Raw genomic sequence first — 15,465 nt, forward strand, 5'->3', positions numbered from 1 at the left:
ATGGGCGCCCGTCCGACATCGAACATGAAATCGAGCCGAAGCGCCATGAGGGTGCGGCTTGCGTGCAAGCTGCGCGATACAACGGGCTCGTCGATTATTCTGGCGCTCGCATTCTTTATCGTCTGCGCAGTCGTCGGTGCGATTGTGCTCACGGCAGCATCGGTGAACACGAAGGCGACCATCACGTACGAAGAAACGCAGCAGGCCGAATATACCGTAACGAGCGCGGCCGATTTTCTAGGCGGCTGCTTGTCGGGTGCGGGAGTCGTGTGGAAGTACCCCGAAGGTTCGGAAGCCCCCGATTTCAGCGACCGTATGAGCTATGCCGATGAGGATGGGCTTATGACGGAGTTATGGGATAAATACGGAAGCAAGATTTGGGATAGCTACAAAAAGAACAGCGGGTTTCCGATAGACGATACGTTTACGATCAGCGTAGATGGATTCGACACCGTCTATGCAAGAATCTCCTTCGATGCCGATCTCAACGTGGTGGCGCGGCTGTCGCTGGCTTCGGAAGCCGATGCCGTCGGCAATTACGACGAGCTGGTCAATGTGCAGGCGACACCCCATTTCGATAACGCAGGAAAGCTGATTGCCGTCGACTGGAACGGCTACACCGTCGTAAAAGCCGCCTCGGCAAGCGATCCGGCTTCCGTTTCGTCGAGGGGAGGCGCAACCTCGTGATGGCACGATGCGAAAAGCCGCTTCCCTCCCGTCTTCGCCGGGCGCTTTCGAGAAAGCTCTCATCGACTGCGGGCGATACGCTCGTCGAGATACTCACGGCTCTGCTCATTAGCGTCATGGCCGTTACTCTCATGGCAACGATGGTGATGACCGCAACAAACGTTACCTCGAAAAACGACACGAGGATGGCCGCTCTGTTCGAAGCTCAAAGCTCCCTTTCCGTTCCGAGCAAGAAGGATCTGGTGAGCAGCGCGGCTCCTGCGACGATATCGGGCGGGTCGATTGATTCGATAAGCATCAAGGTCGATATCTACGGAGACGATGCGTTTTTGCGCTATGAGCTGTTCGACAACGGCATGATGGGTGGCAGATGAGATCGGTTCTCGACATAGCGCCCAAGCTTGTCCGCACTCTGCGCGATCGCGTGGGCGATACGCGGGGCTTCACGTTGGCGGAGCAGCTCGTGAGCATCGTATTCCTTGGATTGCTTTGCGTCGTAATCGGCGTCGGCCTCAATGCCGCGCTCAACGCGTATCGCGTGGCGAACGAATCGACGCGCGCCAACGAACTGCTTACCCGAGCGGTTGAGGAAGTGAGCGACGAGCTTGCATTCGCTCCCTCGGTCGAGGGATCGGATTCGAAGGATCCGATTACGATAGCGGATTGCAAATTCGTGAGCCCAACGTTAAAGAGACCGGTCGTGATCGGAAACGATCCGAACGGCGGCGGCATTACGCTTGTTTTGCAGGAGAGGGAAACGGGCGCGGACGGAACGGTTTCCACGCCTTTTCCGCGGGTGCTCGTCGCCTCGTCGCATGGCCTGACCGTTCAGATATCCGATGTGGCTTTTAATGTGAATAAAGACAATAATAATTATCAATATACTTGGAATTACACCATTGCAGTCACCCTGCAAGGAAGCTCCTCCGTCATCGCTTCGACCAGCATGACGGTTGCGTGGACAGGATAAAGAAAATGGCATACAAACGGCTTGGTGATTTACTTACCGATGCGGGGCTGATCAGCGATGAACAGCTCGATTTGGCGCTTTCCCATCAGAAGGGAACGAACCGGCGTTTGGGCGAGGTCCTCATCGACGAGGGCATCATCACCGAAGCGCAGCTCATCGAGGCGCTTCAGATGCAGCTCGGCATCGAGTTCATCGACCTTTCCCAATACGACATCGATCCCGAGATGAGCAGGGTCATTTCGAAGAACGTTGCGCGCACGTACAGCGTCGTGCCGGTTAAAGCTACGCCCGAAGAGGTTTTTCTGGCCATGAGCGATCCTCTCAACTTCCTTGCCATCGAAGCGGTGAAGACGGCATCGCGCAAGCGCGTGGTTCCGATGGTCGCGACCAACGATGCGATCCAGCGCGCAATCATGACGCTGTACGGCAACGAGGGCGCTGCCCGCGCCATCGAGGAAATGCGGCGAGAAGTCAAGGCCTCCGAAGACACCGCAACGTTCACCTCGTCGACGCTCGGCGACGACACCGATGCGCAAAGCGCCCCGACCGTCCGGTTGGTGAACAGCATTATCGAGCGCGCTGCGACCGAGCGGGCAAGCGACATCCATCTCGAACCCCGCGAATCGGATATGCACGTTCGCATGCGCATCGATGGAATCATGCGCACGATTCTTACGGTGCCGAAAGAATTGCAGCAGAGCGTGATCGCCCGCCTGAAGATCATGGGAACCATGAACACGTCGGAGCGCCGCATACCGCAAGACGGCCGCGCGAACGTGCGCATCAAGAAGCAGGACATCGACCTTCGCATATCAACGCTGCCCACGATCCACGGCGAAACCGTGGTCATCCGTCTGCTCGACAAAGACGAGAAGCTTCTCGAGGCGGAGGGCATTGGGCTTGCGGGCGAAGATCTTGCAAAATACCGATCGCTCATCGGCGCAAGCAACGGCATGGTTCTCATCGTGGGCCCCACCGGTTCGGGCAAGAGTTCCACCATGTACACGATGATTCGCGAGCTCAATACCGATGCGGTCAACCTCGTTACCCTCGAAGATCCCGTCGAGTACAACATCGACGGCGTGAACCAGGTGCAGATCAACGAGAAGGTGGGCATGACGTTCGCCGAGGGTCTGCGAGCGGTGCTGCGCCAGGATCCCGATATCGTTGCGGTAGGCGAGATTCGCGATGGGGAGACTGCCGAAATCGCCATGCGATCTGCAATCACAGGTCACCTGGTGCTCTCGACGGTCCATACCTACGACGCCGCTTCGACAATCGATCGCCTCATCGACATCGGAGTGGAGCCGTACCTCATAGCGAGCGGCGTAAGGGGCATCATTTCGCAGCGGCTGGTTCGCTGCGTATGCCCGCATTGCCGCGAGGCGTACGATCCCGACGAAGAGGAGCTCGCCTTGCTCGGCTTGACCGCCGCCTCCGATGCCAAATTCTATCGGGGTGCGGGCTGCCCTATGTGCTTCAACACCGGGTACCGTGGACGCACGGGCGTGTTCGAGATTCTCATACTGGACCGCGATTTGCGCTCCCGCATCACCGGCGGCGCGACGCGCGAGGCCCTGCAGGATGCGATTGAGGCCACCGGGCATCATCAAAACATGGATCAGGGCCTTCGACGGCTCGTGCTTGCGGGAGTGACCACCGTTGAGGAAGCACGCAAAACGATGACTGCGATGGATTAGGGGCGCCATGAACATCGTCGATCTTATAAGTCGGGCACATGACGTCAACGCATCCGATATCCATCTGGTGTGCGGCCTGCCTGTAAAATTCCGCGTCGGGGGGCGCCTCGTTTCGGCAACCGAGGAGACGCTTACCCATGAAGATTGCGAGCTGCTTGCCCGCGATCTTGCCGGTGGCCGCTACGATGCCATGAAGGACATCGGCGAGCTCGACCTGGCGCGCACGATAGCGGGGGTTCGCATCCGCATCAATCTGTTTCGCGCCCAAGGAAGCGTGAGCGCTGCACTGCGCCTGCTTTCCGACGAGATTCCCGATCTTGAAACGCTCGGGTTGCCGCCTGCCGTCATGGCTTTCCCAAGCATGCAGCGCGGCCTGATCGTGGTTACCGGCGAAACGGGCAGCGGCAAGTCGACAACGCTTGCTGCGCTGATCGATCGGATCAACCATACGAGGGCTGAAAACATCATCACGATGGAAGACCCTATCGAGTACGTGTACAAGCCCGACCAGTCGATCGTTTCGCAGCGAGAGATCGGTCAGGATACCGAGAGCTACCACGCCGCCCTGCGCGCCGTGTTGCGCGAAGATCCCGATATCATCCTGATCGGCGAGATGCGCGATCTCGAAACCATCCAAACGGCGCTGACGGCGGCAGAAACGGGGCACCTGGTGCTTGCGACGCTGCATACGAAATCGGCGGCGGATTCGATCGACCGCATGGTAGACGTGTTTCCCGAGGGCTTGCAGCGCCAGATCCGCATGCAGCTCTCAACGTGCCTTGTCGCCGTGCTGTCCCAACAGCTGCTCCCCCGTCGCGACGGGATGGGGCGCGCTCTTGCATGCGAGCTCATGATGGTGACTCCCGCCATCCGCAATCTCATTCGCGAAGGAAAGACGCCCCAGATCGCAAGCTCTCTTGCCACCTCGGCGGCGGCGGGAAGCGTGACGATGGACAACGCGCTCATCAACCTTTACCGCGCCCGGGCGATCAGCGCCGAGACGGCGAGGGAAAACGCCCATGACCAAGACTACATGAGGAAGAATACGCTGTAATGCCGACATTCACCTACAGAGGAGTTACCGACGGCGGCATGCCGACCACCGGCGTGGTTGAGGCGTTCGACGAGATCGGAGCCATGGAGGCGGCACGGACCCAGTGCAGGATCGTCCAGGAAGTCAAGCTCGTTCGCAAGCACAAGAACCTGCTTACCATGGACATCACGAAGCCGCGCGTAAAGCTGAAGAACCTCGCCATCATGTGCTCGCAGTTCTCGATCATTCTTGAAGCGGGCCTTCCCATCGGGCGGGCTGTGGCGCTTGTAGCCGAGCAAACCACCGATAAGTACCTCAAACGCGTGTTGGGCGATGTGGCTTCCGACGTAGCAGCGGGCCATGGATTTGCCGATAGCCTCGAGAGTAAGGGAGACAGTCTTCCGAACATGTTCATCGAGACGGTGCGCTCGGGCGAAGAAAGCGGTCATCTGCCCGAAGCGTTCTCCCGCCTGCACTCGTACTACGATAAGCGGTCGAAGGTCGCGGCAAAGGTTGCGAGCGCGCTGACCTACCCCATATTCGTCCTCATCATCGCGGTTGTGGTTGTTGCGGTCATGATGGTCATGGTCATTCCGGCCATGACGAGCATGATCTCGTCGCTTGGTTCGGATATGCCCGCGATCACGCAGTTTCTCATCGACGCTTCGACATGGACGCAGCAGAACATCCTCTGGGTCGTCCTCGTTTTGGCGCTCGTTATCGTGGGCTGCAAGCTTTACGGTCGCACCGAAGCCGGCAAAACCCTGTATGCGGTCATCAAACTGAGGATTCCGATTTTGGGAGTCGTATCGGTGTATTCGGGTGCGGCGCAATTCGCAAATTCGATGTCCACGCTCATTGCGGCGGGACTGTCCATGCCACGCGCCGTGCAAGTTACCGCGCGCGTGCTTGACAACCATGTGCTTTCCAGCGAAGTGGGCCTGATGGAAGTGGGGCTCACCGAGGGTAAGAGTCTCGGCGAATGCATGGGGGATGCGCATCACTTCCCCCGTACGTTGATCGAAATGGCTTCGGTGGGGGAGCAGACGGGCGAGCTCGAGGAGACGCTCGAGACGGTCGGGGCGTTCTACGATTCGGAAACCCAGCGCGTGACGGATCGGGCGCTTTCTTTGCTCGAACCGGCATTGCTGGTGCTGATGGCGTTTTTTGCAGGTTTCATCGTTGTTGCGCTGTACCTGCCGATGTTCACCATGTATGCGTCGATGTAGCGTTGGGTCGGCTTCGGCCGATGCGGGCTCGTCGTGCAGATAGAGAGGGTCCGGTAGAAAATGCCGGGAAGAAAGACGTTGTTCGATCGATTGGTCGAACGCAAAGAAAGGAAGTGTCATGAAAGAGATGGTCAAGCGCATACGCGAGGAGAAGGGCGGCTTTACGCTCGCCGAGCTCCTCATCGTGGTGGCGATCCTGCTGGTGCTCATCGCCATCGCAGTCCCGTTGTTCACGGGAGCTCTCGGAAGGGCGGAGGCTGCTGTTGACAGCGCGAACCAGAGAGCTGCCACCTCTGAGGCGAAAGTCGACTATCAGTTGGGAAACAAGAGCGGTAGCGTAACGTACATATACTACTACGATGGAAACGGCAACGAGCTGACGGGATCCGGCCCAGATGCAAGCGGGACGGCACCCACGGGGGCTGTTTACAAGTACCAGCTGACGATCAGCAAGGGAGTGACGGATGCCGACAAAGGCGATATCAAAATCGAATACGCCGATGGCAATGGCAAAATAACCGGTTAGCCGAAGGCTGGCTTGGCGTTTAGCACCCTACCGAAGACCGTATGAGCGCATCTCTGTTTGACATAGCCCCCGCACTCGCAGCGTATCTCTCGATACTTGCTGCGGTGCTGGGGGCTTGCATGGGGAGCTTCATGAACTGCCTGGCATGGCGGCTCGTTGCAGGAGAAAGCGTCTTGCGAGGGCGGAGCCATTGCACCGCTTGCGGCGCGCAGCTTACGGCGATCGATCTGATTCCGATCGTTTCGTGGTTTGCCCTGCGCGGAAGATGCCGACACTGCAAGGGCAAGATCTCGCCTCGGTATGTCGTTGTGGAAATCGTCATGGCGGCTGTGTTCCTCAGCATTGCGCTCGAGTACGGGTTTACGGTGCAGGCGCTTGCCTATGCGGTGCTTGCTTGCATTCTGTGCGGTGTCACGCTCGTCGATGCCGATACGTACACGATACCCAACGGATTCGTTATAGCCGGGTTGGCAACCTGGGCGGCTACGGTTTGGTTCATGAGTGTTCCTTCGCAGGGTTTTGGGCCGGGAACCATATTCGCGGCGCAGCTGGGCGAAGGGTTTTTGGCGGTGCTCGCAGATGGCGTTGCGGGCGGTGTGTTGCTCGGGGGTGGGATACTTGCGTTCTCGCTGTTGTTCGAACAGGTGACGAAGCGCGATTCCCTCGGCGGCGGAGATGTGAAGCTGTTGTTCGTGGCGGGGCTGTTCCTCGGCCTTCCGCTGGGATTGTTCAGTTTGCTGCTGGCCTGTTTTATCGGGTTGGCGATCGCGTTTGTTCTGAAGCTTTCCGGCGAGCCGTCGGATTCGGATGTGCATGGCGAATCCGATGACGGTTCAGGGGAGTTGGAAAGCTTCAGAACAAGGGCGATACCATTCGGACCCGCGATTGCCGCGGCGACGATGCTGACGCTTTTGATAGGGTCCCCCTGCATGGAGTGGTATGTGGGACTGCTGATGTAATGCCGACTTGCCTGCGCGGGCGCTTGCAGGCACAGGGGCTTATGCGAGAAACGGATAAACGAGCGTATGGGAAAAACATATACAGGAGTAGACATCGGCAGCAGCACGCTTAAGATGGCGGTCTGCGATGGCGACTCCATAAAGAAGATCGTTTTAGAAGAGCTTCCTGATGGCTTGATGGCCGAAGGGCGCATCACGAGCTTTGAGGCGATGGCCGATTTCATCAAGTCGTGCGCAAAGCGCTCCGGGGGAATGACGAAGCATGTCGCATTCGTTATCCCCCAAGTGGATTGCGTGACCCGGCGCATTCAGATGCCTGCAATGAGCATAAGGGATTTGGAGATGAACCTGCCCTACGAGTTTCGCGATTACATCACGCAGGGCAAGGATAAGTTCTATTACGATTACGCCGTAGTGGGAACCAAGGAGCAACCCGACGGCACGCCCGAGGCGATGGATCTGCTCGCCGTCGCCGCTTCGAAGCAGGTTATCGCCGATTACGCGCGGATGTTCTCACGTGCGGGAATGAAGCTTGTCGTCGCTTTGCCGGTGGCGGCGGCGCTGCAGAACATCATTCGGGGAAACGCTGCGGCAAAGGCGAATTGCTGCATCATCGATTTTTCGCACGCTTCGACGCAACTGCATTTCTTCGCGAACGGAGCCTACGATGTATCGCGCGCAATAGAGATCGGCATGGTCGATCTCGACCGCGCTCTTGGCGAATTGCATGGCATCGATGCGCATGCGGCGAGCGGGTATCGGCGCAGGGGTCTTCGCGATGAAAAGGAGCTCCAGGCTGTGCGCGGTGTTTGCGAATCCATTGCGGTTGAAGTGGGAAGGGCGTTGAGCTTCTACGGCTTCAACAATCCCGATACGTCGATCGATGCCGTTTACACCTGCGGGGGAGGCTCGATGGTCGAACCATTGGTAGCTACGGTGGCGGAATACATCGATCTCGATCAGCAGCCCATCACCGACATTCTTCCTGTTGCGGCGGATGGCGCCTCCTTGGCGTGCCAGTGCTCGGCGGCTGTTGGCGCTACGATGGGAAGGGGGTAGCCATGAACCTGCAAAAAGAGATATCTTTCGGCGCGCCCAAAAGGGTCGATTACCCCGTGAAAACCGACATCAACCTCATGAAAGCGGAAGTTACGCGGGGAAACACGCTTGTCAACATCCTTCTGTTCCTTGTGTTTTTGGTGCTGCTAGCGCTGTTCGTAAAGTTCGCCGTTGCGGATCCCCTTTCGACGGGAATGCAAAGCAGCCAGGCCCTTACCGCCGCTCAGGCGAAACTCGATGCGCTCAAGGCGGAAAATGCAAGCTATATAGAGTTGAACCAGGAGTACTCGAAATACATTCTCGACGGGTTGACCGAAGAGGAGATGAACCTTGTGGATCGCAACGATCTGCTCGATCTTCTCTCGGAGACGGTCATGCGCGTGACTTTCGTATCAGGGGTGAAGGTCGTGGGCAATTCCGTTGCGATCTCATGCATAGGAGTCGACCTCCAATATCTTTCGGAGGTGGTTCGGATACTCGATCACGATGAGCGCGTTGCCTACGCAACCGTATCGGCTGCACAAGAGGAAGACGGAGCCCTTCTTGCGGCAACGATTCAGATCGTGCTCAAAGAGGCTTCGGCGGCCGAAGCCGATGACGAGGCGGGGCAGAGCCCGTCGCCTTCGGATTCGTCGGGCGTTGATCTTGCCGGTGCTCTGGGGGTAACGTCTTCGGCGGGAGGAGCAAGCGATGAAAACTAGCATTTTGAACAGGTCATTCTCGACGCGAGAAAAAGGTTTGATTCTCGCGCTGGTCATCGTGTTGCTTGTTGCCGCCTACTATTTTCTGGTTGTGCGCAACGTTGCCGAAACCCAGGAAGCGAACGCGGCGGCCCTTGAGGAAGTGCAGAGCGAGATCGATGTGCAGCTTGCGATGGCTCAGGTTCGAACCAGGATGCAAGCCGAGCTCGACGAGCTCGGAACCCTTGAGAGGCTGCCCGAGGTTGCCGTGTACGACAACCTCAAGAACGTGCTTGCCGAACTCAACACCATTCTGGAGCAAACGAAGTCGTTCAACATCGTCTTCTCCGAACCGGAAGTCGAGGGCGAGACGGTGCGAAGGATCGCAGATGTCACGTTCACGGCATCTTCTTACGAAGACGCCTTTTCGGTAATCGAGCAGATGCAAAACGGAAGGTACCGCTGCGATGTGACCGATTTCGCTTTGGTGGCGACACTTGCGGCGGATGGAAGCGCGACAGCTGTGAACGCAACGCTCAAAGCAACGTATTTCGAGACGACGAATGGGGCGCAAACCCTGAATGGTTTGGTCGAAAAGACCGCATCCTGAGTGGTTCCTGCGGAAATAGCTTGACCGCATCGCATCGCACAGGTAAAATAATGCCCCGCGTCTCGAACTGAACGTTTGAGATACGTATATGGTCGGGTAGCTCAGTTGGTAGAGCAGCGGACTGAAAATCCGCGTGCCGAGGGTTCAAGTCCCCCTCCGACCACCATGATAACGTAGGGAGTGTTTGCGCTGCTCAGGACTGGAATTCTGGTTGAGCGCAAACACTCCCTTTTCAATCACGTATTCGTAGTTTTCATCTTCGGTGCCGTTTGAGCCATGCTCGGTTTCGTGAGGTCATGATTCTGCCCGCTCGTATCGTTTCGAACTAGAAAAAAACTCGAGCTTTTGGCTTGGGCTTCTTCGGATTGCAGTTGTTTGCGCCGCCTAAACTTACAGTGTGGTGCATTCGGGCGCGCTTTGGCTGGAAATCACGGCCTTGAACAGGAAAAATGAATGGTCTGACCTGTGGAATCCCATATTCCAGAGGTTTATCTGCGGATCGGGAGTATACTGGAGCGATTGCTGTAAATCAGCTGCCGTGAGAAAGTGGCTTTTTGAAAGGGTGAGGGCATGGACGTCCAGTCGGTCTACGAAGCACTCGGCATCGATTTTTCCGATGTGCTCGCCCTTCTGCGGAAAGAGGATCGCATCGCTTTGTATCTTGAGCAAACGATGTGCGACCCTGCATTTCAAACGCTCGACGAGGCCATGTCGCGGCAGGATTGGGAAGCCGCCTTTCGCGCGGCGCACACCATTAAGGGCATGGCGCTGAACCTCATGTTGGAGCCGCTGGCGCATGCGGCAATCGACCTGGTGGAATGCCTGCGCGGCGGCGCGCCCGACGAGCGCGAGGCGCGTGAGCTGTACGATAGCCTGCGCACGCGCATCGCCGACATCGAGCGGTTCATGAGCTGCGACGCGGCAAAGGCGGCAACGATTCCCGATCTAAATGGGTCGGCTCTATGAGCGCTTCGAAAAAGCAGACCATTCTCGTTGTGGACGACACCGCGGTGAACCGCATGGTTCTGTCGGATATCCTGTCCGACGAGTACGAGGTCATCGAGGCGCGCGACGGTCTTGAGGCCCTGAACATCCTTCATCGCAAAGAAGGCCAGATCGCGCTCATGCTGCTCGATGTGGTCATGCCGAACATGGACGGTTTCGAAGTACTCGCCTTGCTGCATCGCAACCAGTGGAGCGCCAACGTTCCCGTTATCATCATCTCGGCCGAGACGTCGTCAACGTACATCCGCAAGGGTTTCGAGCTGGGTGCGGTCGATTACGTGAACCGCCCGTTCGACCCCGAGGTGGTGTTGCAACGCGTGCGCAACACAATCACCCTGTTTGCGAAACAGGGTATCCTGCGTGACCTCGTGGCTGATCAGGTAGCCGAGCGCGAAAAGACCAATACGCTCATGGTGGATATACTCAGTACTATTGTTGAATTTCGCAATGGCGAAAGCGGATTGCACGTCACGCGCATTCGTATCATAACCGAACTTCTGCTCGAGGCGATGCAGCGCAGGTTCCCTGAGTACGACCTGACCCCTTCGAAGATCGCCAATATTTCAAATGCGGCGGCGTTGCACGATATCGGCAAAATCATCATTCCCGAAGAGATACTCAACAAACCGGGTCGCTTGACTCCCGAAGAATTCGAAGTCATCAAAACGCACTCTGCTGTGGGCGACGCAATGCTCAAGGGGCTTCATTTCGGCAAAGAGGAAGAATTGGTGGAGTACGCGCGGGAGATTTGCCGTTGGCACCACGAGCGATGGGACGGGGAAGGGTATCCCGATGGTCTCGTTGGCGACCAAATACCCGTGGCCGCCCAAGCGGTGGCACTTGCGGATGTATACGATGCGCTCGTGAGCGAGCGCGTATACAAAGCGGCATACTCGCATGAGAAGGCTATCTCCATGATCAAGGGTGGCGAATGCGGTGCATTCAATCCCGACCTCATGCAGTGCTTCGTCGACGAAGCCGACAATCTGAACGAAATGATTGAGATACGCAGCGACAGCGCGGCCAAACTGTTCGACGTCGACCAATTGTCCTCGGAGTTGATCGAGCGGAAGAGCCCGGGGCTTTCGGACAAAACGGTATCGCTGCTCAAGCGCGAGCGCACCAAGCTCGTGCTGTTCTCCGAGATGACCGAAGGCGTCCTGTTCGATTACGACTATGAAAGCGATACGGTGTTGCTTTCAGGTCGCGACGCCTCGCGGTACGGCTATCCTCAGATCATGGCGGGCGGCGAGCAGAAGTCCCTTGCCGAGATGTCGGAAGATCCCTGCGTGATGCTCATCAGAGAGTATCTTGAAGCGATGAAGCCCTGCGATTCGGTGCTCAGCATGAACGTCGATTACGTGTTCCCCGATGGGGTACGTCGATCATGCGAGATCAGAAGCACCGTCATGTGGAGCGAGGACGAAGAAGAATGCCGAAAGCTCGGGGTGCTTGGTCGCATCCTCCCGGCGGGCGACCTGCAATGAGCGATCAGGAAAGCCCTCGACCTGCGAGGCGTTTTGCTCGGTTCCCCAAAGTGGCCTCGTACGCAGTCGTCGGCGCGCTCGCAATCTTGCTGATGATCGGCGGCTATTGGCTGTACCGTCAAAGCGTGACGCAGGCGGTGAACGCCACCACCACGTCGTTCATGAGCCAGATTGCCGATCACGACGCGCAAAGTATTTACAACCAGATCGACCATCAGTGGAGTTCGCTCGAATCGCTCGTCGACCGCCTGCTCACTACGCGCGAAGACGATCTGGGTGAGTTGTCGTACCAGCTCAGCGTCGAGTCGCAGACGTCTTCGTTCACCAAGCTCTACCTGGTTGCTGCGGACGGAGCCGTCCATGACAGCGCTTTGCTTACCACAGAGCTCGATAAAAAGAGCTGGGCGGACGTGTACCGTTCGACCGAAACGCGTTCGGTGATGCGCTACGATTTGAACGAACCCGAGCTGTGGGGCGAATTCGTCATGTACACGGTGAAGCTGGAGAAGCCCATGATGTGCGAAGGCGAGCTCATCGAGGGCATTGTCGGCCTGTCCCCGGTGCAGGACATGGAAGAGGGCCTGCGGTTCGAGAGCTTCGACGGGAGGGGCGTCGCCATCGTCGTCCAATCTTCGGGCGACGTGGTGACGGCGAGCGAATACTATCGAAGCGACGATGGCGAGAACTTCTTCGACCAGCTGGAAGGGGCCACGTTCGTGTCGGGCTCGTACGACGGCATGCGCGCCTCCATCGAAGGCGGCAAAGATGCGGTCATCGAGTACGAAGCCGATGACGGGCGCTACTACGCGTCCATCATGCCCATCCGCGACAGCGACTGGTACCTTGCCGTCAAGGTGAATTCGTCGGTTGCGTCCGATCAGGTCAACGAGCTGTTGTCCCGCTCACTCGTGTTCTTCGCCGTCATGGGCGGGCTCGTTGCGGCGGTGGCGGTGGTCATCGTGCGCTCGGTGCGCGATGCGCGCGTGGCACGCGCTTCCGAGCAGGCGAAATCCACGTTCCTCGCCAACATGAGCCACGAAATCAGAACGCCGCTCAACGGTTTGGTGGGGCTGCAGTACCTCATGCGACAGAACATCGACGACCGCGAGCGGCTTGTCGAATACCTCGACCAGGCCGATGCGTCGGCGACGTTCCTCAAGAGCATCATCACCGACGTGTTGGACATGTCGAAAATCGAGAGCGGCCAGATGGGCCTGTACGCGAAGCCCTTCGAGCTTCCCTCGCTCATGTGCGATATCGAGTCCATGATGATGCCGCAGATGAAAACCCGATCGCTCAATTTCGTCATCGACGCCGCGGGGGTCTTCGCTCCCGACGTGGTGGGGGACGAGATGCGCATCAAGCAGATCATCGTGAACCTGCTGGGCAATTCGGTCAAATTCACGTCCGAGGGCGGCGACGTCACCCTCTCGGTTTCGCAGCGTGCGGGCGGCAGCGGTGCGCCCATCACGGAATTCCGCGTGAGCGACACCGGGTGCGGCATGAGCGCCGACTTCCTTTCGCGCATTTGGGAGCCGTTCGAACAAGAGCAGCGTGCGGCTTCGCAGAACGGCACCGGATTGGGCACGGCTCTGTCCAAGATACTCGCCGAGGCCATGGGCGGCACCATCGACGTCGAGAGCACGGAGGGCGTGGGCACGACGTTCACCGTGTCGTTGCCGTTGCCGGTCTCCGATGAGGAGCCGCCCGTTTCCGCGTCCGAGGAAGCCGTCCCTGCCGATACGCTTGAGGGCCGCCATGTGCTCGTGGCTGAGGACAACGCCGTGAACCGCATGATTATCGTGGACATCCTCACCGACGAGGGATGCGAAGTGGTCGAAGCGAACGACGGTCGCGCCGCCCTCGATGCCTTCAAGGCAAGCGAGGAAGGCGCCTTTGACGTCGTGCTCATGGACTTGCAGATGCCCGAGATGAACGGCTACGAGGCGGCCGCGGCCATACGCGCGCTTTCTCGGGGGGACGCGAAGAGCGTTCCCATCATCGCGCTCACCGCGAACGCATTCCGAGAGGACGTTGCGCGCGCGTTGGATCACGGCATGAACGACGTGGTGACGAAGCCGCTCGATGTGTCGTTGCTGCTGGAAAAGCTCAAAGCGCTCGGCTCGAACTAGATTGCGAAGAAGGGAAGTTGGCATGAGAGGAACGAAAGCGTTAGGCCTGGCACTATGCGCGGCATTGTGCTGCGGGATCGTCGGCTGCAGCAGCGCGCAGCCCGAGGCGCCAACCGCACAGAAGAAGCAGATCACCCTCAACGTGAAATGCCCGCCGTTAGCGCTTGCCTTCGACGCCGGTCACTCCGATTCCGAAGCGATCGACCTGCTGAAAGAAGCAGGAGAAGCGTTCTGCGCTTCCTACGAAGATGCCGAGGTGACCATCAACTACACGCGCTTCCCGTATCCGGAGGAAGGCGAGGCGGTGTTGGGATCGTTCGGCACCGACAAAGCGGTCGACGTGGTGTTGGGAGGGCAGTTCAACGTGCCCACCTACGTGCACTCGGGTCGTGCGGCTGCGCTCGACGACATCATCGACGATGGGCTGCGGTCCGACATCGACCAATCCATCTGGGACCAGTGCTCCGACGGCGGGAAAACCTATGTGCTTCCGTTGTACCAGTTGCAGAACACGCTGATGGTGAACCCCGAGCTTCTGCGCGATGCGGAGCTTGAACGGTTTATCCCTGCTGATGGGACGGTTGCGCAATGGTCTACCGACGAGTTCAAAGAGATCGTCGCCGGCCTCAAGGAATCGATGGACGATGGGGAGACGTTCCCCCTGGCTTTATGGGCATCAAACAACCAAGGTGACACCCACATCATGTCGCTGCTGCGCTCGCATGGGTTAAACCTGTTTGACGATCAGGGTCGCTTCCAGGTGAACACGCCGGAAGGCATTGCGGCGCTTACCTGGCTCAACGAACTCAACGAAGAAGGCATGGTGCCGAAGGGGTGCGAGAACCTGGAATACGCTTCGGCTGTCGATCTTTTCGACAACGGCCAGATTGCCATCTGCCCCGGCAATAAGACCACCATGCTCGCCGAGCGCGCTGCCGATTTCGAGCCGTTCGCCGCGAATTTCCCCACGCCTGATGGCAAGGGTTGCGCTACGACGTTCCTAACAGGGTTCACCGTGTTTGACAACGACGACGCCGATCGCGTCCAGGTGGCCAAAGATTTCGTGCGCTTCATCTACAGTGACGATGCCTACTTGCAGTACGCGTTGTCCGGCACGCCGGTGAGCGCGTCGTTTATCGAGCGCAACGAGAGCACCGGCGAGTCCGCCGAGCTCGACAAGGAGTTCAGCGCCAACTCCGAGAACGTGTACGACTTCTTGAACAACACGCCGAACTGGGACGGCGTGCGCAGCCAGTTCTACCTCAGCATTCAGGATATGCTGCGCGGCTCGATCACCCCTGAAGAAGCTGCGGCGAACATTGACGAGACGTGCAACGCCGCTATCGACGAAGGGTACGCCGCCGCGGGAGGTGCGTAATCGGACTCGT

At 58.3% G+C, this 15,465-nt stretch carries 15 protein-coding genes and 1 tRNA gene; all 16 read left to right on the top strand.

The annotated features are described in order from the left end of the window. The 16 genes from C1719_RS00615 (at position 1) to C1719_RS00690 (ending at position 15,455) form a co-directional block, all read left to right on the top strand. Entirely contained in the window at positions 1 to 687 is a 687-nt protein-coding gene (locus tag C1719_RS00615; protein WP_102373333.1) for a hypothetical protein, read from the top strand. After that, on the top strand, positions 687 to 1,061 hold the full coding sequence (locus C1719_RS00620; protein ID WP_102373334.1) for a hypothetical protein: 375 nt from the start codon (positions 687 to 689) through the stop codon (positions 1,059 to 1,061). Before C1719_RS00615 ends, C1719_RS00620 begins: the two co-directional genes overlap by 1 nt. After that, positions 1,058 to 1,657, top strand: a complete 600-nt coding sequence (locus C1719_RS00625) for a hypothetical protein (protein WP_102373335.1) — start codon at positions 1,058 to 1,060, stop codon at positions 1,655 to 1,657. Before C1719_RS00620 ends, C1719_RS00625 begins: the two co-directional genes overlap by 4 nt. Positions 1,658 to 1,662: 5 nt before the next feature. After that, on the top strand, positions 1,663 to 3,357 hold the full coding sequence (locus tag C1719_RS00630) for a GspE/PulE family protein (RefSeq protein WP_102373336.1): 1,695 nt from the start codon (positions 1,663 to 1,665) through the stop codon (positions 3,355 to 3,357). Positions 3,358 to 3,364: 7 nt separating this feature from the next. After that, a complete protein-coding gene (locus C1719_RS00635; protein ID WP_102373337.1) occupies positions 3,365 to 4,411 on the top strand; it encodes a type IV pilus twitching motility protein PilT in 1,047 nt (348 codons plus the stop codon). Next, a complete protein-coding gene (locus C1719_RS00640) occupies positions 4,411 to 5,619 on the top strand; it encodes a type II secretion system F family protein (protein WP_102373338.1) in 1,209 nt (402 codons plus the stop codon). The genes C1719_RS00635 and C1719_RS00640 overlap by 1 nt, the downstream gene beginning before the upstream one ends. A gap of 118 nt (positions 5,620 to 5,737) precedes the next feature. Continuing rightward, entirely contained in the window at positions 5,738 to 6,145 is a 408-nt protein-coding gene (locus tag C1719_RS00645) for a prepilin-type N-terminal cleavage/methylation domain-containing protein (RefSeq protein WP_102373339.1), read from the top strand. A 41-nt stretch (positions 6,146 to 6,186) separates the two neighbouring features. Beyond that, positions 6,187 to 7,104, top strand: coding sequence for a prepilin peptidase (locus C1719_RS00650; protein ID WP_102373340.1), 918 nt, complete (start codon positions 6,187 to 6,189; stop codon positions 7,102 to 7,104). A 66-nt stretch (positions 7,105 to 7,170) separates the two neighbouring features. After that, complete coding sequence (pilM, locus tag C1719_RS00655; protein WP_102373341.1) at positions 7,171 to 8,163, top strand: pilus assembly protein PilM; 993 nt, start codon at positions 7,171 to 7,173, stop codon at positions 8,161 to 8,163. Between the two features lie 2 nt (positions 8,164 to 8,165). Further along, positions 8,166 to 8,864, top strand: coding sequence for a hypothetical protein (locus C1719_RS00660; protein WP_102373342.1), 699 nt, complete (start codon positions 8,166 to 8,168; stop codon positions 8,862 to 8,864). Next, positions 8,854 to 9,453 (top strand): hypothetical protein, encoded by a 600-nt coding sequence (locus C1719_RS00665; protein ID WP_102373343.1) that lies wholly within the window; start codon positions 8,854 to 8,856, stop codon positions 9,451 to 9,453. Before C1719_RS00660 ends, C1719_RS00665 begins: the two co-directional genes overlap by 11 nt. A gap of 90 nt (positions 9,454 to 9,543) precedes the next feature. After that, a tRNA-Phe gene (locus C1719_RS00670) sits at positions 9,544 to 9,619 on the top strand. 404 nt (positions 9,620 to 10,023) lie between these two features. Then, positions 10,024 to 10,419, top strand: coding sequence for an Hpt domain-containing protein (locus C1719_RS00675; RefSeq protein WP_245874223.1), 396 nt, complete (start codon positions 10,024 to 10,026; stop codon positions 10,417 to 10,419). Further along, entirely contained in the window at positions 10,416 to 11,945 is a 1,530-nt protein-coding gene (locus tag C1719_RS00680) for an HD-GYP domain-containing protein (protein WP_102373344.1), read from the top strand. Before C1719_RS00675 ends, C1719_RS00680 begins: the two co-directional genes overlap by 4 nt. Continuing rightward, positions 11,942 to 14,077: a hybrid sensor histidine kinase/response regulator gene (locus C1719_RS00685; RefSeq protein WP_102373345.1), complete on the top strand. Its 2,136-nt coding sequence runs from the start codon at positions 11,942 to 11,944 to the stop codon at positions 14,075 to 14,077. Before C1719_RS00680 ends, C1719_RS00685 begins: the two co-directional genes overlap by 4 nt. 22 nt (positions 14,078 to 14,099) lie before the next feature. After that, a complete protein-coding gene (locus C1719_RS00690) occupies positions 14,100 to 15,455 on the top strand; it encodes an ABC transporter substrate-binding protein (protein ID WP_180963397.1) in 1,356 nt (451 codons plus the stop codon). The last annotated feature ends 10 nt before the right edge of the window (positions 15,456 to 15,465 follow it).

Origin of the sequence: Raoultibacter massiliensis, from assembly GCF_900199545.1 — a bacterium.
GTDB lineage: Bacteria > Actinomycetota > Coriobacteriia > Coriobacteriales > Eggerthellaceae > Raoultibacter > Raoultibacter massiliensis.

Bases quoted from the DNA above. Each gene is read 5' to 3' on its own strand.
- pilM (WP_102373341.1), top strand. From the start codon at position 7,171: ATGGGAAAAACATATACAGGAGTAGACATCGGCAGCAGCACGCTTAAG.
- C1719_RS00650 (WP_102373340.1), top strand. From the start codon at position 6,187: ATGAGCGCATCTCTGTTTGACATAGCCCCCGCACTCGCAGCGTATCTC.
- C1719_RS00625 (WP_102373335.1), top strand. From the start codon at position 1,058: ATGAGATCGGTTCTCGACATAGCGCCCAAGCTTGTCCGCACTCTGCGC.
- C1719_RS00645 (WP_102373339.1), top strand. From the start codon at position 5,738: ATGAAAGAGATGGTCAAGCGCATACGCGAGGAGAAGGGCGGCTTTACG.
- C1719_RS00635 (WP_102373337.1), top strand. From the start codon at position 3,365: ATGAACATCGTCGATCTTATAAGTCGGGCACATGACGTCAACGCATCC.
- C1719_RS00680 (WP_102373344.1), top strand. From the start codon at position 10,416: ATGAGCGCTTCGAAAAAGCAGACCATTCTCGTTGTGGACGACACCGCG.
- C1719_RS00640 (WP_102373338.1), top strand. From the start codon at position 4,411: ATGCCGACATTCACCTACAGAGGAGTTACCGACGGCGGCATGCCGACC.
- C1719_RS00665 (WP_102373343.1), top strand. From the start codon at position 8,854: ATGAAAACTAGCATTTTGAACAGGTCATTCTCGACGCGAGAAAAAGGT.
- C1719_RS00690 (WP_180963397.1), top strand. From the start codon at position 14,100: ATGAGAGGAACGAAAGCGTTAGGCCTGGCACTATGCGCGGCATTGTGC.
- C1719_RS00620 (WP_102373334.1), top strand. From the start codon at position 687: ATGGCACGATGCGAAAAGCCGCTTCCCTCCCGTCTTCGCCGGGCGCTT.
- C1719_RS00660 (WP_102373342.1), top strand. From the start codon at position 8,166: ATGAACCTGCAAAAAGAGATATCTTTCGGCGCGCCCAAAAGGGTCGAT.
- C1719_RS00615 (WP_102373333.1), top strand. From the start codon at position 1: ATGGGCGCCCGTCCGACATCGAACATGAAATCGAGCCGAAGCGCCATG.
- C1719_RS00685 (WP_102373345.1), top strand. From the start codon at position 11,942: ATGAGCGATCAGGAAAGCCCTCGACCTGCGAGGCGTTTTGCTCGGTTC.
- C1719_RS00630 (WP_102373336.1), top strand. From the start codon at position 1,663: ATGGCATACAAACGGCTTGGTGATTTACTTACCGATGCGGGGCTGATC.
- C1719_RS00675 (WP_245874223.1), top strand. From the start codon at position 10,024: ATGGACGTCCAGTCGGTCTACGAAGCACTCGGCATCGATTTTTCCGAT.